Here is a 22725-nt window from a genome sequence, read left to right as displayed (position 1 = left end):
TCTTTAATCCAGATACACAAAACCATCAGACGAATTTGGAAAACAAGAAACAGGAAATTCAGAATTCACTAAATAATTTAAAAAATTTGCCAGATATGGATAAACTAGATAAAAATTTGTTTGATACTATAAAAATGCAAATTAATACTTGCCAGACTGAAGTCGCTGAAAAACTAGATCAAAAGATACAAAATCCATTCGTCGCCTTAAATTTAGATACAAATTTTGATAACTTAGTTAATGAATTAAATCAAAATTTAGATCAGCTTGAGCAAACAATAAAAGATTTTATGAATAAAAAAGCTAAAGCAGACGAGCTAAAACAAGAGCTTGAAAGATTGAATAAACAAATAGCCTATTGCGAGATAAAAGATAATTTTAACTATTATAAAGAGAAGCTAAGAATTATGCAGGCCTTAAATAGTAAAAAAGACCACAATGACAGACGACTAGGGTGTATAAGTAGTAAAATTTCAGAACTAAATGCTCAAAAAAAGCAGATAAATATAGCTCAAGATAAGATCAATGAGCATCTAAAATACATATTTTTTAAAGAAGGTAGGCTTGAACTTAGCGAAAATCAAGGGCAATATGTCTTAAAATCAAACAGCAATAGAGTAAAAGCCAAAGACGTCTCGACCGGCGAGCGAAACGCTATTGCATTAAGCTATTTTTTTACCGAAATTTTCAAAGGCGAGAATAGTGAGGAATTTTATACAAAACCAAAATTTATAGTTATAGATGATCCCATTTCTAGCTTTGATTTTGAAAATAAAGTCGGGATAATGTCGTTTTTAAATTACCAAATTCATAAAATTATGACCGGTTGCAATAAAAGCAAGATGATAATTTTAACTCACGATTTGATGAGCGCGTTTGATATGCAAAAGATTATTGGCTCACTACCACAAATAAAAATCAACGATAAAAATGAAGTAATTTTTATACAAAGAGAACTAAAAAATCAGAAATTAGTTGATTTTGGTAAAAAATATTCAGAATATAAAACTCTTTTGAATGAAATTTATGATTATGCAAATAACCCTGTATCAGAAAATTCAAATAACCCTGTATCAAAAAATATAAATATTGGTAATAATATGAGAAAAGTACTAGAAGCCTTTGGTACATTTAATTATCAGTGCGGCATAGAAGATATCGCAAGAGACAAGGTAATAGTAGCCAATTTGAGCCCAGAACAACAAGCGTATTTTGAAAATTTAATGTATCGTTTGGTTTTGCACGGCGAAAGCCACGCAGAGGATAAAACAAAAACTCTTGATTTTTTCTTGTGCATTAGCGAAGATGAAAAACAAAATACTGCAAAAGACATCCTATCTCTTTTATATTTATTACATAAAGCACATCTGCAAAAGTATTTAGAAAAAGGGCAAGTAGAAAGAATAAAGCAGTGGGTTGAAAACTGTAGAATTTAGGCATGTTTAATATGTGTTTTTAAACTCAAAATGTTAAAATGAATTAAAATTGAAAAAGGTAGAAGATGAACAGTAAAGCATATTTTGGAAAATTTGGCGGGCAGTTCGTGCCTGAGACGGTGATGTTTGCCCTTGATGAGTTGGAAAGCGCCTATGCTAGCATCGCAAAGACTAAGGAATTTAAAGACGAGCTTGATGATCTGCTTAAAAACTACGTTGGCAGGCCTAGTCCGCTCTTTTTTGCAAAGCGCCTGAGCGAGCACTACGGACATGAAATTTACCTAAAAAGAGAGGATCTAAACCACACCGGCGCACATAAGATAAATAATGCCCTAGCTCAAGCACTGCTTGCTAAAAAAATGGGTAAAAAGAAAATTTTAGCTGAGACTGGAGCTGGCCAGCACGGCGTGGCAACAGCGACTGCAGCGGCACTTTTGGGCTTAGAATGTGACGTATATATGGGTGCAACAGATGTTGCTAGACAGCAGCTAAATGCCTTTCGTATGCAGCTCCTTGGCGCAAAAGTGGTGAGCGTAGAAGACGGCTTAAAAACGCTAAAAGAGGCGACTACGGCGGCCATACAAGCGTGGGTAAATGAGATAGAGAGCGCATTTTACGTCATCGGCTCAGCCGTTGGCCCACACCCGTATCCAAAGATCGTGCGTGACTTCCAAAGCATCATCGGTACAGAGGCCAAAGCTCAGCTTGCAGAGTATGGCAAAAAGGCCGACTACGTCATCGCCTGCGTTGGTGGAGGTAGTAATGCTATTGGAATTTTTAGTGCGTTTTTGGACGATGAGAGCGTAAATTTAGTAGGTATAGAAGCTGGCGGTCTTGGCATAGAGACGCCTTATCACGCTGCTACGCTTAGCAAAGGTAAAATCGGCATCATCCATGGCATGAAAACGACGGTCTTGCAAGATGAATACGGCATGATCTCGCCAGTTCACAGCATCTCAGCAGGCTTAGACTACCCAGGCATCGGTCCAGAGCACGCCCATCTAAACGATATTAAAAGGGTAAAATATGAAGCTGTAACTGACGATGAGTGCATAAATGCCTTGTATTTTCTAAGCAAGATGGAGGGCATCATCCCAGCCATCGAGAGCGCGCACGCACTGGCGTATCTAGAAAAGCTTTGCCCAAAACTAGATAAAAAAAGCGTCATAGTCGTAAACGTCTCAGGCAGGGGCGATAAGGACATAAACACAGTTATCGGCTACGAAAAAGGAAAAATTTATGGATAAGGTTAGAAGCGCATTTAGTGGCAAAAAGGCAAACATCGGCTACATCGTGGCCGGATATCCAAGCCTAGAAAAAACGAAGGATTTTTTAGAGAATTTAGATGAGAGCACGCTTGATCTAGTCGAGATCGGCATCCCTTACTCTGATCCGCTGGCCGATGGCAAACTCATCGCGCAAGCTAGTTTTGAGACGGTGCAAAACGGCGTAAATACGGACGTTGTCTTTGATATGCTTGAGAGTTGCAAGGCAAAAGTGATAAAACCACTTGTTTTTCTGGTTTATTTTAATATCATCTTTGCTTATGGCGTTGATAAATTTCTAAAAAGATCAGTTGAAGCTGGAATTAGCGGCTTTATCGTGCCGGATCTGCCTTGTGAGGAGTGCGAGGAGTTTGCCCTAAAGTGCAAGGAGCTAAATTTAAGCCTGATACCACTTATCAGCGTAACATCTGGGGGTAGGGCGGATGGAATTTTAAAATTTGGCTCAGGATTTATTTACGCTCTTGGCGCGATAGGCGTTAGCGGCTCAAAAAGGGCTGATGAAGATAGGATAAAAAATTTGGTTCTAGAGCTTAAGAAAAAGAGCGATCTGCCAGTAGCTGTGGGCTTTGGTATAAAAAACAAAGATGATGTTAATGAAGTAAAAAAGTATGCTGATGGAGCAATAATAGGTACGCAAATAGTTAAGCTTTGTGCCGAATTTAGCGGTGAAAAGCTAGTAAAAGAGATAGATAAACTCTTTTAAGATGCTTAATAAATTTATAGCTAATTTAGTAAAGCCAAAGTATAATTGAAAATGCATTTCAAGTCTTAAGGAAGAGATATGAGAAAAGTTATAGATGAAGCTACAAGCTATCTTTGCAAGGATACTTTAGGGCTAGATTTAGAGTTTGGCAAGAGTCTAGGCAAAGGATTTTACGGAGCTAGCATACCAGTCTATAAGGGCAAAAGCGAGTATCATTTTTACCTATTTTTTAAAAAAGATACTTTGAAAATTTTCATGAATGCCTTTTTTGGTCACGAAGATGTTGATGGTGGTGATCTAGACGATCTTTGTAAAGAGATAGCAAATCAGATCATTGGCAAAGCTAAAAATTTACTAAACGAAAAAGAGCCAAATGCGTACAAACTAGGAACACCTGAATTTTTAGGCGAAGTTGAAAATTTTGGCATCAAACTAAAAGAGAAATTTGTATATAAAATAAAAAATAGAACATTTCAAATAGGCTACGACATACAATGAACGACGAGAGTGCGATAGAGACGCTAGAGCAGCTAGGGCTTTTTAAGAGCTATGATGAGCTTATGGATATAAGCGTTGATTTTATAGCTGAGCTAGGAACTACCACGGTTAGTATAAATGAGCTTTTGAAATTTGAAGCTGGCTCGGTCATAGACCTTGAAAAGCCGGCTGGTGAGAGCGTGGAGCTATATATAAATAATAGAATTTTTGGAAAAGGCGAAGTAATGGTTTATGAGAAAAATTTAGCCATCAGGATAAATGAAATTTTGGATTCAAAGTCAGTTATTCAGTACTTCAAAAAAGAACTTTTATGAAATTTATACTATTTTTCTTACTTTTTGCAACTCAAATTTTAGCTTCAAACCTATTAACTTACAATATCTATGAACGTGCTGATAGAGTCGATATTATGCTTAGTTTTGATGCACCTTATGAAGGAAATATCTTTCAAAAGCGCGAAAAAGACACAACATCTTTGATATTAAATTCGCTAAATTACGATCAAAGTGCTAGTAAAGACATAAACTCAAAGATTATTCAAGAGCTTGAGATAGAGCCAAAGCAAAACTCGCTTGTCTTAAATTTGCGCTCAAATGATGCTATTATTGTAAATGCTTCAAAGACGACTGATAGTTTTGGACTCCGCATTCGTGTAACTCTAAAAAATGCAAAACCTCAAATACAAAATATGCCTCAAGCTAGTGCAAAAATAGAGACCTCTAGCACACCAAAGATAGATGAAGAGCCTATGTTAAATATAGACTCAAGGTATTTTATAGTTTTAAGTGTGCTTATTGCGCTCCTTGTATTTTTATATGTATTTAAAAGATATATTACTTCAAAGAGTAGCGACTTTAGTGAATTTAAAATACCTAGAAATCAGTCTCAAAATGATACAAAATCAATGAACTGGCTACTTAAAAATCAAAATAGTAACGTCAATATAATATATGAAAAATATCTTGATCGCACGAATAAACTAATGCTATTAAGCTATGAAAATAGGCGTTATTTAGTGATAGTTGGTAGCTCAAATGTAATGCTTGATAGCTTTGGTGAAGACAAGATACAAAATGAGCAGGATTTTGCTATATTTTTTGAAGAGAACAAGAAAAAACTAAGCTCATTTTTAGAAGAGCGAAAAAATAGTTTAAGTAACTATAAAGATAAAATGAGCGGAGAATTTTAGTAGTTTTAGCTAAAATTCTCATCCAATTTAAATTTTATGCGTTAAAGCTAGTTTCAAAATTTATACAAACGAAATAGCAAAAATTTCAGGTTTTGTGATCTTTTTTATCTCTTCTTTTGCCATAGCGAATTCTTTTGCGCCTTCTATTTTTAGCGTATGCCCACTAAATTCGAAGTTTAAATTTATTCTTTCACAAGTTAGATCAAGTGCCTTTGCTAGTGAGAGTATAAAACTCAGCCATCTTATACACTCGGCTTTTGGAAGTAAATTTTTATACTGTTCAAATTCATAGATATTTTTCTTTCCGTTTGTGCCAATTACTACTGCAATCAATGCTTTTTGTTCATGCGAAAAGCCATAATTTAAGGCATTTAAGACTATATAGGCTGAGTTTTTATGATCACCATAAAAGCCAATCTCTTGACCAACATTGTGAAGTTTTGCAGCAACTAAAAGCGCTTCAAGATAGTTATCACTTAGACCGTGAAGCTTTTTTAATACTATAAATATATCTTTTGCATATCTTGTGACTGATTTATTGCATGATAATATAAAACGATCTTGCAAACTTTTGATGCTTGGATTAAAATTTTGCGGAAATTTAAGGCTAGGACGTAAAAAATCTTTTAAGAACACTCCCTCTCTTACGCCAACCCCACTTGTTATAATATTTTTGGCATTTAGAGCTTTGGCGAGGGCCAAAAAGATGTGTGCGCCCTCTCTAATGGTGTCGTATCTATCTTTTTTAATGGGAAATTTATTTAGCTCAAGTACGCTAACATTTGCGATGTTCTCGATATAGGCTTGTTCGTCGCTAAGCTTGTAGCAAAAGCCGTGCAGTGAAGAGAGCGGATATAAATTTTTGCTCATTATGGCAGATGATATCGCTCTAAGAGAGCCTCCAATAGCGATTATATTTTGGCATTTAAATCGCTCATCTATCTGTTTTGTAACTTGTTCTAGAAATTTTGGCAATTTATTTAAGTTTTTTTTATCAAAAAAAAGCTCTTTTAACCTAACCGTACCAATATCAAGCGAGAGCGTATCTATTATTTTGCCTTTGCTTATTCTAGCAAGTTCAGTTGATCCGCCACCGATATCGATAGTGAGGCATTCATCGATGTTATGGAGTAAATTCTTGGCTGCGATCGCACCAAAAGTAGCCTCTTCTTTGCCGTCAATGACTTTTAAATTTATACCAAGTTTTTTTCTTAAAAGAGAGATCAGAACATTTGCGTTTGGAGCGTCCCTAAGCGCTGAAGTACCAACACATAAGACTTTATTGCATTTGTAGCTTTTTATGATATTTGAAAATTCGCTAAAAGCCTTTAGTGCTTTTTTCATTGAGCTTTCGGATATTTCATTGTTTGAACCATATCCACCTTCGCCTAGACGCACTTTTGTTTTATATTCAGCTAGTATAAAAAACGCTAAGCGTGACGTTCTCTCAAATATCGCCATTCGCATAGAATTTGAGCCAAGGTCGATTACTGCGGTTCTCTTTGCCATTTTTATCCTTTTATATTTAAAACTAGGCTCGCGACTGCACCGCTTCTATCATTTCTATTTTTAATATCTACTTCGCCACCAAGAGCCTGCGCCGCACCTTTAGCTAGAAACAACCCAAGCCCAGCACCACCTTTGTCGCCGTATCTTTTAAATGGAGCAAATAAATCTTTACTCTCATCTATGCCTATTCCTTCATCTATTACTTCGATGATAAATTTATTTTTTATAAGCTTAGAGCTAATCTTAATGGTGCTATTTTTTGGTGAAAATTTAATGGCATTTTGAACAAAATTTTGCACAATGTGGGTTAGTAAGCTAGTTTGTATTTTTAGATTTAAAATTTCTGGTTTTAGGTCTAGTTTTATATTTTTTTCATCATTTTTCGCAAGTATCTCATAGTTTTTTGCAAGTTTTTTTAAAAATCCTATGACATCGGTATTTACTGGCTCTTCAAACTGAGCTCCCTCTTGGCGGCCGATCTCAAGTATAGAACTTATCATCGCATTCATGCCGTTTATAGCTTCATTGTTTGATTTTAGAGCCTCGATATATTTTTCGCTCTCGCGTGGCTTTAAAAGCGTAACTTCATTTTTTGTTTTCATTACGGCCAGCGGTGTTTTTAACTCATGTGCCACGCCTACAAAAAGTTCTTTTTGGTATAAGACAAATGTTTGGATACGAGAGATTAGCCTATTTATGCTCTGTCCAAGTGGTAAAAACTCATCTGGTAGGCTCTTTATATCTATCTCATGAAGAAATTTTTCATCTAAATTTGTAAGTTTGTGACTCAAAATTTTTATAGGTATTAAAAGCATTCTTGATAAAAATAGCGCATAAAAAAGCACCAAAAGTATCGCTGATACATTTACGATTATAATATCTATAAAAATTTCTTCTACTATATGAGCTTGAAGAGTAGTATCTTTTTCTAGGCTTAAATAACTACTTTCATCGAGTTTTGTTATTAAAAAAGTTTTACTTTGATCCTTTGATTTTTGCGTTACGATATATGTTTCTTTATCTTGCGGCTCGTCTGTTTTTATCGTTGCTAGGGTTTTGTTTGGATTTTCTATCGTAAATGTTTTTGAATTTAAAGGATTGAAATTCTGAGGATTTTTTTTATAAGCTTCGGCTTGATAGTTTAGTTCATTAACTACACTTTGAAAAACGGTAACCCTTATATAGTGATAAAGCATTACCGAAATAACTACAATTAGCATCATAGCACCAGATGCTAATTGTAGTATAAATCTATTCCTTAGGCTTTTTTTGGAAAACAAAATCTATATCCGCGTCTTCTAACAGTTTCAATTGTTGAAATATTTAGTGGTTTATCCATTTTTTGGCGGATTTGGTTGATAGCGACTTCAATAACGTTTGGAGTTACAAGCTCTGGCTCTTCCCAGATAGCATCAAGTAGTTGCTCTTTAGATACGATCTGATCTGAGTGTCTTGCAAGATGAGTTAAGACTTCAAAAGGCTTACCCTTAAGCTCAATATCACGACCTAAATATGTGATTTTTTCCTCATCTGGATTGATGATAAGTTCATCGATTTTTATAATATTTGTGCCACCAAAGCGTAGTCTAGCTTCAAGTCTAGCTACTAGGATATCAAAATCAAATGGCTTTTTGATATAGTCATCAGCACCAGCTCTAAGTGCTTTTATTTCGCTTTCTTTGTCATCTTTTGCAGAAAGAACTACAACTGAAGTGCGTGGAGATTTATGTTTGATGATGTTTATAAGATCTATGCCATCGCCATCTTGAAGCATCCAATCAGTCAAAACTAGATCGTAATTTCTAATGCCTATATAGTACTCAGCATCTTTAAAATTTTCAGAGCTATCAGTTTGATAGCCAAACTCTTGCAAGCCCTCAGCAATCGTCTTATTTAGCGTCACTTCATCTTCAACTATTAAAATACGCATTTTGCTTCCTTAAACTAAAATTTATGGGCGATTGTATCATAAATTAAGCAATATTTCAAGATAGTTTAATAAATTTTTAAAAAATAGTGTTTATTTTTGCTCCAACAACTGCGTTTGGTAAAATTTCAGTTTTTAAAATTTCCATTTTAAGGCTAGTTAGTGAGCCAAATTTCTCTTTTAACGCTTTGCTGGTTTCTTCAAGCGACTCTTCAACGCTTTGAAACTGTCTTTCATTATAAAAATTTTTAACAAAGTCAATAATTAAAACATAATCAATAAAACTGGCTGAGCAAATTTCTAGATTCATTTGCACCTCTTGCTTAGTGACTCGCTCAAAATCAAGCATTCCGATGATCGTTTCAAATTTATAATCTTTAATGATCGTCGTCATTTCACTTTTCATACGACTTTTTTCTCCTTGCCTGAAAGCAGGCGAACGATATTTGGTATGTGTTTATAAACTACTAAAAATGCGATGATTAGTATCGGAGCGTGTGTATAAATTTCATCTAAATCTGGGTGGATTATAAAGCTTGATACGATCAGAGCTATCAACGCACAAAGTGAAGCAAGAGAGCTAATTTTTAAAAATTTTCCGACCACAAACCAAACAGCTAGAGCAATAATGATCTCAACTGGTAAGAAAAATGCGATCACTCCAGCTCCAGTTGCGACTCCTTTGCCGCCTTGAAATCCTAAGAATATTGAAAAGCAATGTCCGACCACGCTTAAAACCGCCATCGTCCAAAGCACGCTTTGACTAGCTCCCAAATATGAAGCGACAATAAGTGGCAAAACTCCTTTTAAAACATCACAAACTATCGTTAAAATGGCTAGTTTTTTGGCTAATTTTGGATCTTTTTGTTTTAAAACTCTTAAAACATTTGTCGCACCGATGCTCTTGCTACCTTCATTTTTTATATCAACATGCCCAAAAATTTTTGCAAGAATGAGGCCAGACGGAATGCTTCCAAGTAGATAACTAATGGCATAAAGTATTAAATTTTGCATATTTTACCTTTTAAATTTAACAGAAATGATAGTAAAAAAATACTAATTATTTTATAAATCATCTCCACAAAAACACGACTTTCTCGTCATAGATATCGCTTTTCTTTGGTGAAATTTGTATTTCATTTATAGTGATATTTTTTATATCGTTTGCTTCCTTTAGTTCGTTGCTTTCTTTTTCAAATTTCTCCTCAAGTTCGCTAATGGCTAAATTTATATCATTTACGCTTTGCTCGCTAAGCTTGACGTCATTTCGCTCTTTTAAGACTCTATTTGCGCTTCTTGCGCTTGATGCGATTTTGCCCGCATTTTGACGAGATAAAAGCTTGTTGCCAAATATCGCTCCAAGTATGCTAGCGCCTATATTTATGACAGCATCAAGCCCAGTTGTGGTCATCTCTTTTTGCTCTTTATCAAGCTTTGCTAGAGCCTTGTTTAGCTTGTCTTGTAAGCTTTTTCGCTCTTTTTCAAATTTTGCTGTAAGTTTTGCTGTTTGTTCTTCTGAAATTTCATTGCACTTATCTTGAAGCCTGATATAAAACTGCTCCTTTGTTTCATTGTTTTTTGAATAAATTCCCAATGCCTCAAAGGTATTAAATTTAAAATTTCTATACAGATACTCTTTAAAATCTTTTTGGATATTGTCAAAATTTTTAGCTTTTAAGATAAAATTTGGCACGGCTGCAAAGCTTGCGTCACTTGGTTCATCCAAGCTTGCATCGATGTGCATGCCTTCGCTAGCCTCATCCCAGTTTGGCTCATTGTCATTTTCGTTTAGTTCATAAAGATAGCTTACTTCATAAACGCTATCGATGCCTTTTTTGGTGTCATAAATTCTCACCTTCGCACTTGCAAATAAATTTGGCGTGAGGCTTTTTGAGTTAGCATAAAGTTGCGTGATTTCATTTGAGATTATGGGCTTTGTGCTAAATTTCATCTCACTTTTATCGATCCTTTTATCAGATAAATTTTCTTTTTGCTTTTTCATCAAATTTGAAATTTGCTCACGGCTAAGCGGGCCTTTTAGATAGCTTAATGCCCACCGTGTCGAAATAACGCTTAGCCCGTCTTCGTTTATATTTTTAACTAAGAAATTTCTCTTTGCTAAATTTGATATGAGGCTTTCTAGCGAAGCTTTATCTAAGCTTGAGTCAGAGATACCGCTTAATCCGTCGATCACACGAGCTTTATCCTGGGTTGTTTGGAGGCGGCCTATGAACCAAGTACCGATGTTGCTAAGACCTTTGTAGTCAAGATCGACTGGGTTTTGCGTACTTAAGACACAGCCAAGACCAAATGCACGAGCTTGCTTTAAAAGTGTGAGCATAGGCGTTTTTGACGGAGGGTTTGCGTTTGGCGGAAAAAAGCCAAAAATTTCATCCATATAAAGGATCGCTCTAAGCGAGCTAGTGCCCTCTGTGCCGCGCATCCACGCGATGATCTCATTTAGCAAAAGGGTAACAAAAAACATCCTCTCAGCGTCATTTAGGTGTGAGATTGTAAAGATATTGCACTTTGCTTTGCCGTTTTCGTCAAATAGCATCTTTGAAATTTCAAGTCTAACGCCTTGAGTCCAGCCTTTAAAACTTGGGCTTGCGATAAGTGCGTTTATCTTCATGGCAAGCTTTAGGCGCTCACTGCTTGGATAGAAGGTATCGACGTCAAAAACGCCTATCTTTTTAAAAGGCGGATTTGCGATGAAATTTATGAGTTCTTCGATGCTGACATCTTTTTGCTCTTTAAATTTAGTATCAAATATGGTTGAGATGAGAAGCTGTTCTTTTGAGTTCATGTCCTCAGAATTTATACCAATAAGAGATAATACCGATGCTGCAAGCGAATTTATATAGTTGCTAAAAATTTCTTCATCAGCGATATTTGGGCAGGCAAAGTCGCTAAGTAGCGCCACGCCTATACCAGCTGAGCTTTTTGGTGTGTAGATGTTAAAGCTTGCACTCTCTTTTAAAATTTTTACGCGCTCAAGGTCTTGAAAGCTAGACTCTATGCCATTTTTCCAAAGCTCGGCTTGAGCAGCGGCAAATTCCTCTACACTTTGACCTTTGTTGGCCGCTTCTGCTTCATCTATGTATGGTAAAAAATCCTCCGGCCTCATCTGCGGAAAGGTGAGGGCTAAATTTGTGATGTCGCCCTTTGGATCGATGATGATAGAAGGGATATTGTCTATGCATGCCTCTTCTAAAAGCGTGATACCAAGGCCTGTTTTACCGCTACCTGTCATACCGATGATGGCTGCGTGGGTGGTTAGATCCTTATTTTTATAAAAAAATGGCTCTTTGTCTTTTAGTCCGATATAAAAAAGTTTTAAATTTTCTTGTATTGTTTTCACTAACTACCTTATTCGTATAAATTTATACGTGAGCGAAGCTCGTCAAGCGTCTCTTTTATGCGCTTTTGCGTAAAATCTTTTATCGTTTCATCATCATCGATAAGCTTCATACAGTATCTAATGTAACCTTTATAGGTTATTTCAGTAACTAATTTTAGCCTTAAAGAAACTCTTTTTACCATTTTTTCAGACATCAAGAGATCAAAATTGACTTCTAATTCTTCGTTATCTTTAAAATTTGCAGATTGTGAACTTAATACACTTATGCCGCCTTCGGAAACATCATAAAGGCTACCTTCGATCTTGTCTTGCTTGCCTTTGATAATAGTTTTGGTAAAACGATTTGGCAAGATACGTTGGAATTTTCTTTTATATGCGTACATCGTTGTATTTCGTAAGAAATTTGAAAGAGTGACGCCTTTATTGACTATATTGTAATTAACAATATCAGCACATAATGGCTTTGAGAAAAAGCTATTTGGCAAAATAAAACCTTTGCCGTCTTGCTTCATAGCTAAAATTTGCATCATATCCACGCGAAAAACGACACTATCTTCTTTAACTTCTAAAATTTCAGCCTCATATTTTATATTTAGTCCATCATATAAATTTAAAAGCTCTGGCCTTACCTTGGCTTTTTTCATGCGAGTGAATGTATTGATCGGATCTTCATAAAAAAATGTTCCGGTTTCAATCATATCTTTTACATTCGTTTCTTGCTGGTCTTTGGCACCACATAAAATTTCTTTGATTCTTGAAACGGCATTTACGAAATAACCTACGAAGGTACTGTTGTCACAAGAGTGACTAAAATTTAAAGTCAAATTTAAAAGTAGGAAATTTATTAATTCGTCTCTTGCGTTTGATTTTGGTATTAGATTATTTAAATCATCTTGTAGCTGCGTAGCATTTGGCTTTTGAATAAGTAGTGTATCAAAGATATTTTCAAGACAAATTTTTACCTGATCGTGCGGCACGATAAATGTTAGCTGTCTACAAAATTTGATACCGTCATCGATAAATTTATCTCTTAATTTAAGTATGCTATCTTCGCAATTTATTACAAGCTCTTGCCTGCCTTTAAAATCCATGTAGTCTCCGGAATGTTATTGATTAAAGCCAAGGCTATGATATAAAAAGTTATATTAAAAAAGTATTTAAATTTATTTGGAGGAGAAATTTCTAGGTAAAGGATACCTAGAAATTTCTGTTGATTATAGTTTGCCTTCGTTGTGTGAAAGGTAGTCAGCAACACCTTCAGTGCTTGGTTTCATGCCAGCATCACCTTTGTTCCAGCCAGCTGGACAAACTTCGCCGTGCTCATTTGTAAATAGCATAGTATCTACCATTCTTATCATCTCATCGATGTTTCTGCCAAGTGGAAGATCATTGATAACTGCATGGCGAACAGTGCCATCTTTGTCTAGTAAGAATGAGCCACGAAGTGCCACACCAGCATCTTCTAGAAGTACGTCAAATCCACGAGCGATTGATTTTGTCATATCAGCTACGATAGGGAAGCGAACTTTACCAATACCGCCTTTGTTTACTGGAGTCTCTTTCCATGCGAAGTGAGAGAATTGGTTATCGCATGAAACTGCGATAACTTCGATACCACGTGACTTGAACTCGTCATATCTTTTATCAAATGCGATGATTTCGCTTGGGCAAACAAAAGTAAAATCCATTGGATAGAAAAATACGACCGCGCCTTTCTCGCCAATATTTTTATAAAGATTAAAATCATTTACAATTTGATTGTTTCCTAAAACCGCTGCAGCTGTAAAATCAGGTGCTTTTTTTGTTACTAACATTTGTTCTCCTTAATAATAAATTTTATTGATTGCGAAATTATATCTATTCAAAATTAAATTTAGTTTAAACATATTTTAAAAATTTTTGTTTAGTAAATTTAGTGTTATTAGTAAAAACAAAAAATGGATTTTTGTTAAAAGTGTTAAAAATTTGAATTTTAAAAATTTTATTGATGAGAGTGTTTGAAAGAAATTAGTAAAAGCGTTACTAAAAATTTAGAAGATTACTTGCTGTAATTATTGTAAGTCGCTAAAATTTTTTCCACCAAATTTTAGAATCGCTGATCCCCATGTAAAGCCGCCACCAAATGCGTCAAGAAGCAAAACTGAACCATTTTTGATGCGTCCATCTTCATAGGCATCGTTTATAGCCATCGGAATTGAAGCGGAGCTTGTATTGCCATATTTAGCAACAGTCAAGACACATTGCTCATCTTTAAAATTTAATCTATTTTTTACTGCATCTATTATTCTTATATTTGCTTGATGAGGTATAAAAAAATCAATATCTTCGCTTTGCATTTTATTTGCATGCAGAATTTCTATTACGCTTTTGCTAAGTGTTTGAACTGCTATTTTAAAAACTTCATTTCCACTCATATGGATGAAATTTAGTCTATTTTTTAGCGTTTCCTCGCTGGCTGGAAATACACTCCCACATCCTGGAGTTATTAAAAGTTCAGCTTGCTTACCGTCACTTGCTGTATGGATATCAATGATCTCATTCTCATTACTGCTACTAATTACAGCCGCGCCTGCCCCATCACCAAAGAGTATACAAGTGCTTCTGTCCGTATAGTCAACAATAGAGCTTAATTTTTCAGCTCCAATGATTAAGACATTCTTTTTAGCACCGCTAATAATGAGAGAATTTGCAAGCTCTAAAAGATAAATAAAACCGGTACAAGCTGCACTTATATCAAATGCTGTAACTCCATAGTTTAAACCCAAATTTGCAGCTATTTTGCAAGCAGTAGAAGGCATACAAAGATGATCCGGAGATATTGTGGCACAGATGATTGCATCGATTTGAGATTTATCAAATCCTGAGCGTTTTATAGCTAATTCACCAGCTTTTGTACCAAGGTCACTTGTTGTTTCGTTAGTTGCAATATGCCTTTGTTCAATACCTGTTCGCTTTACTATCCATTCATCACTTGTTTCAACCATTTTCTCAAAGTCAAAATTTGTTAGAATTTTTTCTGGAATATAAGAAGCGATAGAAATCAGTGAAGCTTTTGGCATATTTTACCTTGCAAAGTGCGAAAGTTCTTCTTCGATAACTTTATTTATATTTGAATTAGCAAATTTTATTGCTTGAAAAATTGCATTCTTTATAGCTTTTGAATTGCTTTTGCCGTGACTTATGATAACACAACCATTTACACCAAGAAGCGGTGCACCGCCATATTCGTCATAGCTAACCTGCTTTTTGAGCGTTTTAAAAACTTTTCTCATGAGTACAGAGCCAGCTATAGCAAGAGGTGATTTTTTAATTTGTTTTTTGATAATTTTACCTATAGCATCTGCAACGCCTTCACTAGTTTTTAACAGAATATTTCCCATAAAACCATCACAAACCATTACATCGATACTGCCATCAAAAATTTGATTACCTTCTGCATTGCCAACAAAGCTATCAAGCCTAGAAACTAATTTAAATGCTTCTTTGCTAACTTCATTGCCTTTGCTTTCTTCTTCACCATTTGATAAAAGACCAACTTTTGGCTCTTTTCTACCTAAAATTTCTTTTGCATAGGCTTCACCCATTATGGCAAATTGAAACAGATGCTCACTTCTGCAATCAACATTTGCACCAACATCTAAAACTAAAGTAGCAGATTCTTTTGAATTTGGCATAAGTGTTGCAATTGCTGGGCGAGAAATATTTTTTAGTCTACCAATTCTTAGAGTAGCTAAACTCATAGTTGCACCACTATGACCAGCAGAAACTACAGCATCAACTTCCTTATTTTTTAAGAGTTCAATTGCTTTGTAGATCGTACTATCTTTTCTCTTGAGTGCATCAGTTGCACCATCTGCCATTGAGATAACTTCGCTAGCTTCTAAAAATTCGATATTTTTTAAATAAGATTGTGGAATGAGTGGTTTGATGACATTGCTATCGCCAACTAATACGGCTTTAAATTCTGTCTCTTTTAGTGCATCAATAACACCAGATATTATAGGATCTGCACCAAAATCACCACCCATAGCATCGATAGCAATGCGAATCATATTTTAATATTCACCTGTAGTTTTGTTTATACGGTGAGGCATTTTCCAAGAACCATCTTTGTCTTTTACAGGTACTGGAAGTGTAACTTTATAATGTGTTCTGCGTTTTGCTGCACGAGAATGACTCACTCTTCGCTTTGGTACTGCCATTTTTACTCTCCTTTATAAATTTTTACATTTTTCACAATAGAAATAATCACTTTTAAAAGCTTCTAACTCACTCTCAAGGACTTCTTTTAAATCAATATTGCCATCAAAAAATTCCATCGTATCGCTAAGCTCATTTTCGCTATCTTTATAGATACCATCACTTAAATTTAGCTCTACATCTTGATCGATAGGTAGCATAAATACTTCACCGCATCGATCGCAAACATAATTTATATTCCCTTTTATTTTGCCTTGGCATTTTACCAAAAAAGGGTCTTTTCTTTTTAAAATTCCAATAAAAACTAAATTATCATTTCCTACTAGCTCAAAGCTTATATCTTTGTTTGCTATTTTAGAAAAAGATATAATCAATTTTCTTGACCTAAAGTTAGCAAATTTCTCTTGAAGCAAAGAAGAAATTTATCTCATTCACAGCATTTTCTAGGCTGTCACTTCCGTGAACTGCATTTGCATCAATGCTATCGGCAAAATCAGCTCTTATCGTACCAGGAGTTGCTTCTTTTGGGTTAGTTGCACCCATTAGCTCGCGGTTTTTAGCAACTGCATTTTCGCCCTCTAAAACCATAACCACAACTGGCCCGCTTATCATAAATTCGACTAGATCGTTGAAGAAAGGTCTATCTTTATGAACTGCATAAAATGCTTTTGCATCGCATTTGCTAAGTTGGATTTTCTTTGCAGCTGCGATCCTTAAGCCGTTACTTTCAAATCTATCTATAATTTTTCCAACAACATTTTTCTTAACAGCATCAGGCTTAATAATAGAAAGTGTTCTTTGCATAAATTTTTCCTTAAATCTAGGTTATTTAAATTGAAGTTGGCAATTATATCAAATAAAGCTTAAAAATAAAATAGGCTCAATTTGAGCCTAAAAATTTATAAATATAAATTTATTGAATAACTGGAATTGAGCCATTACGTGCATCAGCACCGATCTGATCGCGCGAAGGTTGTCCCGCTACAACAGCGTCCCATACAATACAACCGTCAGTTGGACAGGCGGATGCACAGGCTGGCTCATCGTTGTAGCCTACGCACTCAACGCATTTATTTGAATAAACATAGTATGTATCTGCACCAGTTGGGTTGTCGCTATCATCAACGATGGCTGAAACTGGGCATTCATCAATACATGAACCACAGCTTATGCATATATCAGTTATTTTTACAGACATTTTTTCTCCTTAGATTAAAATTTGGCATAGAATATCAAAAAAAGCTGAAAATGATATAAATAAGCCCTTAAATTTAACTACGATCTTGAATTTTAGAAAAACTACTTTATAAATCTTTTATCACTTTTAGACTAAATTTACAGATTAAAAATTTTAAAAAGGTTGTATAAATTTAATGAACGATATTATTGAAATAACTGGCGCAAGAGAACATAACTTAAAAAATATAAATCTTAAAATTCCAAAAAATAAATTAGTAGTTTTTACCGGTCTTAGCGGAAGCGGCAAGAGCACGCTAGCCTTTGATACGCTCTATGCTGAGGGGCAAAGAAGATACATGGAGAGCCTTAGTAGTTACGCTAGGCAGTTTCTAGATCGCGTTGGCAAGCCTGATGTTGATAAGATCGAGGGTTTAACGCCTGCTATCGCGATCGATCAAAAGACGACTTCTAAAAACCCTCGCTCAACGGTCGGTACGATTACAGAAATTTATGACTATCTAAGGCTCTTATACGCAAGGGTCGGCGTTCAACACTGCCATAAATGTGGCAAACCTATCTCGAAAATGAGTGCGAGCGATATCATAAATGAAATTTCAAAACTCCCACTTGGCGCAAAAGTGATCATTTATGCGCCACTAGTTCGTGAGAAAAAGGGCACATGGGCGGATTTGATCGAAAATTTACGTCAAAAAGGCTTTGTCAGAGCGCAAATAGATGGCGTGGTGGTGAGGCTTGATGAGGAGATCGAGCTAGCTAAAACGAAAAAACACACGATAAAGGTCATCGTTGATAGGATCGCTATCGATGAGCAAAATCACGAGCGCCTTGCAAGCGACGTTGAAAAGGCGCTAAATGAGAGCTTTGGCGAGGTCGAGATAGAGATTGCAAATGCTGATGAACTAGGGCTTAAAGAGAGTTTTATACATTACAGCGAGCATATGGCTTGTTTTGATTGTAAAATTTCATTTACACCGCTTGAGCCACTTAGTTTTAGCTTTAACTCACCAAAGGGTGCTTGCGAGCACTGCGACGGACTTGGCATAAGATATAGCCTAGATATGAGCAAGATCATCGATGAAGAAAAGTCGATAGAAAACGGTGCTATCAAGCTACTTTATGGCTATAACATGAGCTATTACTATAAATTTTTACTTGCTTTTTGCGAGCAAAATGGCATCGATATCAAAAAGCCATATTATGAGCTTAGCGAAGATGAAAAAAGGCTCGTTTTATATGGAAATGTCAAAGAAGTTGAGTTTTTTTGGAAGCGAAATAAGCTGCTTAGAAAGTTTGATGGAGTGGTTAAAATTTCACACGGGCTTTTGAAGGATTACAAAGACTTTGACGAATACATGAGTGAGAAAATTTGTGACGCTTGCAACGGCCACAGGCTAAAGCCTCAAAGTTTAGCGGTCAAGGTCGCTAGCCTTGGACTTGGTGAAATTTTAGATATGAGCATAGATAACTGCACCGTATTTTTTTCAAACGAGAAAAATTTTGCCTATCTTAGCGACTACGACAAGGCGATCGCAAAGCCTATCTTAAAAGAGATTAATGAGAGACTTTTCTTTTTATATGACGTGGGGCTTGGCTACTTGTCGCTTGGGCGTGATGCTAGGACGATCAGTGGCGGTGAGGCACAGCGCATCAGGATAGCGAGCCAGATAGGAAGCGGGCTAAGTGGCGTCATGTATGTGCTTGATGAGCCAAGTATTGGCCTACACGAGCGAGATACGCTAAAGCTCATAAAGACGCTTAGAAATTTACAAGCCAAAGGCAACTCTGTAATCGTCGTCGAGCATGATAAAAAAACGATAGAAGAGGCTGATTTTATCGTAGATATTGGCCCTGGAGCTGGTAAATTTGGTGGTAACGTGGTCTTTGCAGGTACGGCAAAAGAGCTTTTAAGCTCAAACACCCAGACTGCACAATACATAAATGGTAAGAAAAAGATCAACTATCAAAAAAATAGAAAAGCTGAGAAGTGGCTTGAAATTTCAAATGTAAATATCAACAATATCTCAAATTTAACCGCGAAATTTCCGCTTAGAAACCTTGTGGGTATCACTGGCGTTTCAGGATCTGGCAAGAGCTCGCTAATACTTCAGACCTTGCTTCCAGAGGCGCAGGAGCAGCTAAATAGAGCCAAAAAAGTAAAAAAAATAGCTGGGGTAAATTTAAGTGGACTTGAGAATTTAGACAAGGTCATATACCTCGATCAAAGCCCGATCGGCCGCACTCCACGATCAAATCCAGCGACATATACCGGCGTGATGGACGAGATAAGAAATTTGTTTGCACAGACCAAAGAGGCAAAGCTTAGAGGCTATAAAATAGGGCGCTTTAGCTTTAATGTCAAAGGTGGGCGTTGCGAGAAGTGCCAAGGTGAGGGCGAGATCACGATCGAGATGCACTTTTTGCCTGATATAAACGTGGTTTGTGACGTTTGTAATGGCGCTAGATATAACGCTCAAACTTTGGAAATTTTATACAAAGGCAAAAATATCGCCGAGGTGCTAAATATGAGCATAGATGAGGCGGTTGAGTTTTTCAAGGCTGTGCCAAAGATCGCTTCAAAGCTAACCACACTTCAAGACGTGGGACTTGGCTACATCACACTTGGGCAAAATGCAGTCACACTTAGTGGCGGTGAGGCGCAACGTGTGAAGCTAGCAAAAGAGCTTAGTAGAAGCGATACTGGAAATACGCTTTACATCCTTGATGAGCCAACGACAGGACTTCATTTTGCCGATGTCGATAGGCTTGTAAAAGTGCTAAATCACTTAGTTGATCTTGGAAATTCTGTCTTTGTGATCGAGCATAATATGGATGTTATTAAAAACTGCGACTACATCGTAGACATGGGACCAGAAGGCGGTGCAAAAGGTGGTAAAGTGATAGCGTGTGGCAATGTCAAAGAGGTGGCTAAAAACTATAAAAAAACTGGTAGCTACACTGGAGAATTTTTAGCACAAGAGCTTGAGGAAATGAAGAAAAAGTAGAAATTTGGCCCAACCGTTTCTTTATAAAATTTAAAACGGTTGAGGCGTGTCGGAGTGTTAGCTAATTTTTAAGGTCGATTTCTCATCTATAGCACTTGAAGCTAGTGCCCAAAACAACAGCATTAAAAGTGCATTTTCATGGTGAAACGTTGTATTTGCAAGTGAAATTATATTATTATCCATAAGCATTAAAAGTGCAAGAAAAACTATGCTATTTTGTCTAAAATTTTTAATAAATTTTATAAAGAGTGATAGTTGAAATACCAAATATGCAAGCAAGGCAACGATGCCCTTTTCTGTTAAAAATGTTAAAAAGGTATTGTGTGCGTGACTAACATGAACTTCAACATTGCCTGGAAAATATTTTGTTATATCAATGATCTTAAACTCACCAGAACCTATCCCAAATAAAGGGTGTTCTAACCACGTATAATATGCGCTAGCAAAGATTGGATATCTAGTCTCTGATCCAATGACCCCCTTTGTTAGTTGACTATACAATCTTTGATCTTGAGTGATATTTGTTGATATATATATATAAGAAATAGCTATTACACTAAATAAAATTATCAAGCCTAATAAAAATTTTATTTTTATCTGTTTATTTAAAATTTCAAAAAGTAAGTAAGTAAAAATAATGATTGGCAAAAGATACATTGCAGCTCTAGAGCCAGCTATCATTATACCAAGGACGCAAAATCCGGCAATGCTTATGCCTATATACTTTTCAAAAATTTCTTTGCTATTTATCGAAACTAATGCTACACAAAAAATTAGCAGCATAAAAATAGCGCTATGATTTACGTGTCCTATTGATTTAAGCTCAAAAAGTGCTAAAGGATCATTTGAAGTGAATTTTTCTACACAAGCAGGGATAAACGCAGCAATGAAACCAGCAAATAAGGCAAAAAATAAAAATTTAAAATTTATTTTTTCTACACCGACACTTCTGGCCACAAAGAAAAATAGCATACATCTTAGTGGATCAAGCGCTCTTGATGCAGAAACTCCATTTACAAGGCAACTTATAAAAGTAGCCAAAACAAAGATAAAAAGCGAGATATTTATGAGATCAAATTTAAATTGCCTTTTTTCTTTGACGCAAATATAAATTCCAGCCAAGACAAAAAGTGTAAGTGAAATTTGCTTTAAGCCCTCAGTTACTGGCAGTGTAAATAAGACAATAACTAAAAAGAGATTGTAGAGTCTAGATACAATGTCATTTTTCATACAGATCCTTTAAAATTTAAGTGGACATTTTATCATTGCTGAACTAAAAATAATATACAATTAAATAAAAATTAAAAGGAAGTATTGTGTCTGACGTGAAAATAAGCTTTGTGGTGCCTGTTTTTAACAAAAAAGAGCACATTAGGGATTGTTTAAATTCGCTTATATCTCAAGACATGGATGATATTGAGATTATAGTTATTAATGATGGAAGTACTGACAATACGCTAGAAATATTAGAAGAATATAAAGATAAAATAATATTAAAAACAAAGAGCAATGCTGGTGTCAGTGCTGCCAGAAATGACGGCATATTACTAGCTAGTGGGAAATATACTATCTGCGTAGATGCTGATGACTATGTGGAAAAAGATTATGCTTCATGCGTTTATGATATCGCAGAAAAATTTGATGCCGACATAGTGATAACAGATATGTGTAAGGTCTATGGTCATAAAAAGTTCCTTTTTAAGGATTTTGAGACAAAAGAGGATGGCGCAATCGATAAAAACGAGTATCTAAAAAAGCTTTTAGCCTCAAGACATAGCAAAGTTTTGCACAATGCGGCAAACAAGGCGATTAGGACTGAAATTTTAAAAGAAAATTTATTTCCAGTTGGGATCACGCAAGCTGAAGATTTTCACACTGTAGTGAGAAATGTTATCGCTTCAAAAACTCTTGTAAAGCTAAATAAGGCATTTTATTATTATAAGATCGGAGATAACAACACTGCTGGTTTTGAAAAGCTAAAAGCTGTGATGGATCATAAATTTGTTTATGACGATATAATCTCAATTTTAAAAAACAAAAATTTAGCTCTTGAAATGGTGCCTGATCTAGAATTTAGAAAGATAAAAAGCGTCTATATGCCAGCTATTTCGGCGAGACCAAATCTAAACAATAGTAGCTATGTAAAGGCACTTGATCTTTTTTATGAAGATATTGATAGCATTATAAACTCAGTTGGTTTTTCAAAACTTAGACTAAAACAGAGAATTTTGCTTAAAGTGCTAAAAAATGTAAAATCATACGAAAATGTATCAAAAATTTTAAAAATCTTTAATACAATAAATGGCTTTTTGTCAAATAAAAAAATGAAAGAATTTAAAGAGTAGAAGATGATAAATATACTTGAGCTTGAAAGCTCTCTTGGATTTGGTGGACAGGAACACCGCACACAGCGT

At 35.6% G+C, this 22725-nt stretch carries 23 protein-coding genes; 8 read left to right on the top strand and 15 right to left on the bottom strand.

Going from position 1 to position 22725, the window contains the following annotated elements; all coding sequences use genetic code 11:
- From F3H01_RS00840 to F3H01_RS00815, 6 genes are all read left to right on the top strand, one after another.
- On the top strand, positions 1-1436 hold a 1436-nt coding region (locus tag F3H01_RS00840), incomplete at its 5' end, for an AAA family ATPase (protein WP_149724513.1).
- 65 nt (positions 1437-1501) lie between these two features.
- Entirely contained in the window at positions 1502-2683 is a 1182-nt protein-coding gene (gene trpB / locus F3H01_RS00835; RefSeq protein WP_149724512.1) for a tryptophan synthase subunit beta, read from the top strand.
- A complete protein-coding gene (gene trpA, locus F3H01_RS00830) occupies positions 2676-3425 on the top strand; it encodes a tryptophan synthase subunit alpha (protein WP_149724511.1) in 750 nt (249 codons plus the stop codon). The genes trpB and trpA overlap by 8 nt, the downstream gene beginning before the upstream one ends.
- A gap of 78 nt (positions 3426-3503) precedes the next feature.
- The gene (locus tag F3H01_RS00825) at positions 3504-3923 is read left to right on the top strand and encodes a chemotaxis protein CheX (RefSeq protein ID WP_084041241.1); all 420 of its coding nucleotides are present in this window, start codon (positions 3504-3506) and stop codon (positions 3921-3923) included.
- On the top strand, positions 3920-4237 hold the full coding sequence (gene fliN, locus F3H01_RS00820; protein WP_021091807.1) for a flagellar motor switch protein FliN: 318 nt from the start codon (positions 3920-3922) through the stop codon (positions 4235-4237). The genes F3H01_RS00825 and fliN overlap by 4 nt, the downstream gene beginning before the upstream one ends.
- Entirely contained in the window at positions 4234-5112 is an 879-nt protein-coding gene (locus F3H01_RS00815) for an excinuclease ABC subunit A (protein WP_149724510.1), read from the top strand. The genes fliN and F3H01_RS00815 overlap by 4 nt, the downstream gene beginning before the upstream one ends.
- Before the next feature lie 60 nt (positions 5113-5172).
- Here F3H01_RS00815 and F3H01_RS00810 read toward each other — a convergent pair whose 3' ends face one another.
- The 14 genes from F3H01_RS00810 to F3H01_RS00745 all read right to left on the bottom strand — a co-directional run bounded on the left by F3H01_RS00810 (position 5173) and on the right by F3H01_RS00745 (position 17307).
- Positions 5173-6621 carry a Ppx/GppA phosphatase family protein gene (locus F3H01_RS00810; RefSeq protein ID WP_149724509.1) on the bottom strand — a complete coding sequence of 483 codons (1449 nt, stop codon included), beginning with the start codon at positions 6619-6621 and terminating at the stop codon, positions 5173-5175.
- Positions 6622-6623: 2 nt separating this feature from the next.
- On the bottom strand, positions 6624-7841 hold the full coding sequence (locus F3H01_RS00805) for a sensor histidine kinase (protein WP_188116327.1): 1218 nt from the start codon (positions 7839-7841) through the stop codon (positions 6624-6626).
- Between the two features lie 38 nt (positions 7842-7879).
- Positions 7880-8551 (bottom strand): homeostatic response regulator transcription factor HsrA, encoded by a 672-nt coding sequence (gene hsrA, locus F3H01_RS00800; RefSeq protein WP_021091657.1) that lies wholly within the window; start codon positions 8549-8551, stop codon positions 7880-7882.
- Positions 8552-8627: 76 nt separating this feature from the next.
- The gene (locus F3H01_RS00795) at positions 8628-8954 is read right to left on the bottom strand and encodes a dihydroneopterin aldolase (RefSeq protein WP_149724508.1); all 327 of its coding nucleotides are present in this window, start codon (positions 8952-8954) and stop codon (positions 8628-8630) included.
- Positions 8951-9562, bottom strand: coding sequence for a glycerol-3-phosphate 1-O-acyltransferase PlsY (gene plsY, locus F3H01_RS00790; RefSeq protein ID WP_103559761.1), 612 nt, complete (start codon positions 9560-9562; stop codon positions 8951-8953). Before plsY ends, F3H01_RS00795 begins: the two co-directional genes overlap by 4 nt.
- A 58-nt stretch (positions 9563-9620) precedes the next feature.
- Complete coding sequence (locus tag F3H01_RS00785; protein WP_149724507.1) at positions 9621-11909, bottom strand: ATP-binding protein; 2289 nt, start codon at positions 11907-11909, stop codon at positions 9621-9623.
- A gap of 8 nt (positions 11910-11917) precedes the next feature.
- Positions 11918-13000 carry a PilZ domain-containing protein gene (locus tag F3H01_RS00780; RefSeq protein WP_149724506.1) on the bottom strand — a complete coding sequence of 361 codons (1083 nt, stop codon included), beginning with the start codon at positions 12998-13000 and terminating at the stop codon, positions 11918-11920.
- A 123-nt stretch (positions 13001-13123) separates the two neighbouring features.
- Complete coding sequence (locus F3H01_RS00775) at positions 13124-13723, bottom strand: peroxiredoxin (RefSeq protein WP_021091673.1); 600 nt, start codon at positions 13721-13723, stop codon at positions 13124-13126.
- A 237-nt stretch (positions 13724-13960) separates the two neighbouring features.
- The gene (locus tag F3H01_RS00770; protein ID WP_103588502.1) at positions 13961-14968 is read right to left on the bottom strand and encodes a beta-ketoacyl-ACP synthase III; all 1008 of its coding nucleotides are present in this window, start codon (positions 14966-14968) and stop codon (positions 13961-13963) included.
- Positions 14969-14971: 3 nt separating this feature from the next.
- The gene (gene plsX / locus F3H01_RS00765) at positions 14972-15961 is read right to left on the bottom strand and encodes a phosphate acyltransferase PlsX (RefSeq protein ID WP_072594492.1); all 990 of its coding nucleotides are present in this window, start codon (positions 15959-15961) and stop codon (positions 14972-14974) included.
- Positions 15962-15964: 3 nt separating this feature from the next.
- Complete coding sequence (rpmF, locus tag F3H01_RS00760; protein ID WP_002942540.1) at positions 15965-16111, bottom strand: 50S ribosomal protein L32; 147 nt, start codon at positions 16109-16111, stop codon at positions 15965-15967.
- 12 nt (positions 16112-16123) lie between these two features.
- Complete coding sequence (locus F3H01_RS00755; RefSeq protein ID WP_085658309.1) at positions 16124-16483, bottom strand: DUF177 domain-containing protein; 360 nt, start codon at positions 16481-16483, stop codon at positions 16124-16126.
- Between the two features lie 16 nt (positions 16484-16499).
- The gene (ndk, locus tag F3H01_RS00750; protein ID WP_072594491.1) at positions 16500-16913 is read right to left on the bottom strand and encodes a nucleoside-diphosphate kinase; all 414 of its coding nucleotides are present in this window, start codon (positions 16911-16913) and stop codon (positions 16500-16502) included.
- A 109-nt stretch (positions 16914-17022) separates the two neighbouring features.
- On the bottom strand, positions 17023-17307 hold the full coding sequence (locus F3H01_RS00745; protein WP_021091598.1) for an NADH-quinone oxidoreductase subunit I: 285 nt from the start codon (positions 17305-17307) through the stop codon (positions 17023-17025).
- Between the two features lie 175 nt (positions 17308-17482).
- Between F3H01_RS00745 and uvrA the strand changes: the two genes are divergently transcribed.
- Positions 17483-20311, top strand: a complete 2829-nt coding sequence (gene uvrA, locus F3H01_RS00740) for an excinuclease ABC subunit UvrA (RefSeq protein WP_149724505.1) — start codon at positions 17483-17485, stop codon at positions 20309-20311.
- A 57-nt stretch (positions 20312-20368) separates the two neighbouring features.
- Here the strand turns inward: uvrA and F3H01_RS00735 are convergent, their stop codons facing one another.
- Positions 20369-21541: an O-antigen ligase family protein gene (locus tag F3H01_RS00735; protein WP_149724504.1), complete on the bottom strand. Its 1173-nt coding sequence runs from the start codon at positions 21539-21541 to the stop codon at positions 20369-20371.
- Between the two features lie 86 nt (positions 21542-21627).
- Between F3H01_RS00735 and F3H01_RS00730 the strand changes: the two genes are divergently transcribed.
- On the top strand, positions 21628-22656 hold the full coding sequence (locus F3H01_RS00730; protein WP_188116326.1) for a glycosyltransferase family 2 protein: 1029 nt from the start codon (positions 21628-21630) through the stop codon (positions 22654-22656).
- Positions 22657-22725 lie beyond the last annotated feature (69 nt).

Origin of the sequence: Campylobacter concisus (assembly GCF_902460875.1) — a bacterium.
Lineage (GTDB): Bacteria > Campylobacterota > Campylobacteria > Campylobacterales > Campylobacteraceae > Campylobacter_A > Campylobacter_A concisus_AA.
Note: the sequence above shows the minus strand (reverse complement) of the source record. Positions and strands in the feature narration are given on the sequence as shown.

Coding starts and splice junctions, on each gene's coding strand:
- F3H01_RS00810 (WP_149724509.1), bottom strand. CDS start 6,621: ATGGCAAAGAGAACCGCAGTAATCGACCTTGGCTCAAATTCTATGCGA.
- F3H01_RS00795 (WP_149724508.1), bottom strand. CDS start 8,954: ATGAAAAGTGAAATGACGACGATCATTAAAGATTATAAATTTGAAACG.
- F3H01_RS00770 (WP_103588502.1), bottom strand. CDS start 14,968: ATGCCAAAAGCTTCACTGATTTCTATCGCTTCTTATATTCCAGAAAAA.
- plsY (WP_103559761.1), bottom strand. CDS start 9,562: ATGCAAAATTTAATACTTTATGCCATTAGTTATCTACTTGGAAGCATT.
- F3H01_RS00825 (WP_084041241.1), top strand. CDS start 3,504: ATGAGAAAAGTTATAGATGAAGCTACAAGCTATCTTTGCAAGGATACT.
- ndk (WP_072594491.1), bottom strand. CDS start 16,913: ATGCAAAGAACACTTTCTATTATTAAGCCTGATGCTGTTAAGAAAAAT.
- F3H01_RS00775 (WP_021091673.1), bottom strand. CDS start 13,723: ATGTTAGTAACAAAAAAAGCACCTGATTTTACAGCTGCAGCGGTTTTA.
- F3H01_RS00805 (WP_188116327.1), bottom strand. CDS start 7,841: ATGCTAATTGTAGTTATTTCGGTAATGCTTTATCACTATATAAGGGTT.
- fliN (WP_021091807.1), top strand. CDS start 3,920: ATGAACGACGAGAGTGCGATAGAGACGCTAGAGCAGCTAGGGCTTTTT.
- F3H01_RS00735 (WP_149724504.1), bottom strand. CDS start 21,541: ATGAAAAATGACATTGTATCTAGACTCTACAATCTCTTTTTAGTTATT.
- F3H01_RS00745 (WP_021091598.1), bottom strand. CDS start 17,307: ATGTCTGTAAAAATAACTGATATATGCATAAGCTGTGGTTCATGTATT.
- trpB (WP_149724512.1), top strand. CDS start 1,502: ATGAACAGTAAAGCATATTTTGGAAAATTTGGCGGGCAGTTCGTGCCT.
- F3H01_RS00780 (WP_149724506.1), bottom strand. CDS start 13,000: ATGGATTTTAAAGGCAGGCAAGAGCTTGTAATAAATTGCGAAGATAGC.
- F3H01_RS00815 (WP_149724510.1), top strand. CDS start 4,234: ATGAAATTTATACTATTTTTCTTACTTTTTGCAACTCAAATTTTAGCT.
- plsX (WP_072594492.1), bottom strand. CDS start 15,961: ATGATTCGCATTGCTATCGATGCTATGGGTGGTGATTTTGGTGCAGAT.
- hsrA (WP_021091657.1), bottom strand. CDS start 8,551: ATGCGTATTTTAATAGTTGAAGATGAAGTGACGCTAAATAAGACGATT.
- trpA (WP_149724511.1), top strand. CDS start 2,676: ATGGATAAGGTTAGAAGCGCATTTAGTGGCAAAAAGGCAAACATCGGC.
- rpmF (WP_002942540.1), bottom strand. CDS start 16,111: ATGGCAGTACCAAAGCGAAGAGTGAGTCATTCTCGTGCAGCAAAACGC.
- uvrA (WP_149724505.1), top strand. CDS start 17,483: ATGAACGATATTATTGAAATAACTGGCGCAAGAGAACATAACTTAAAA.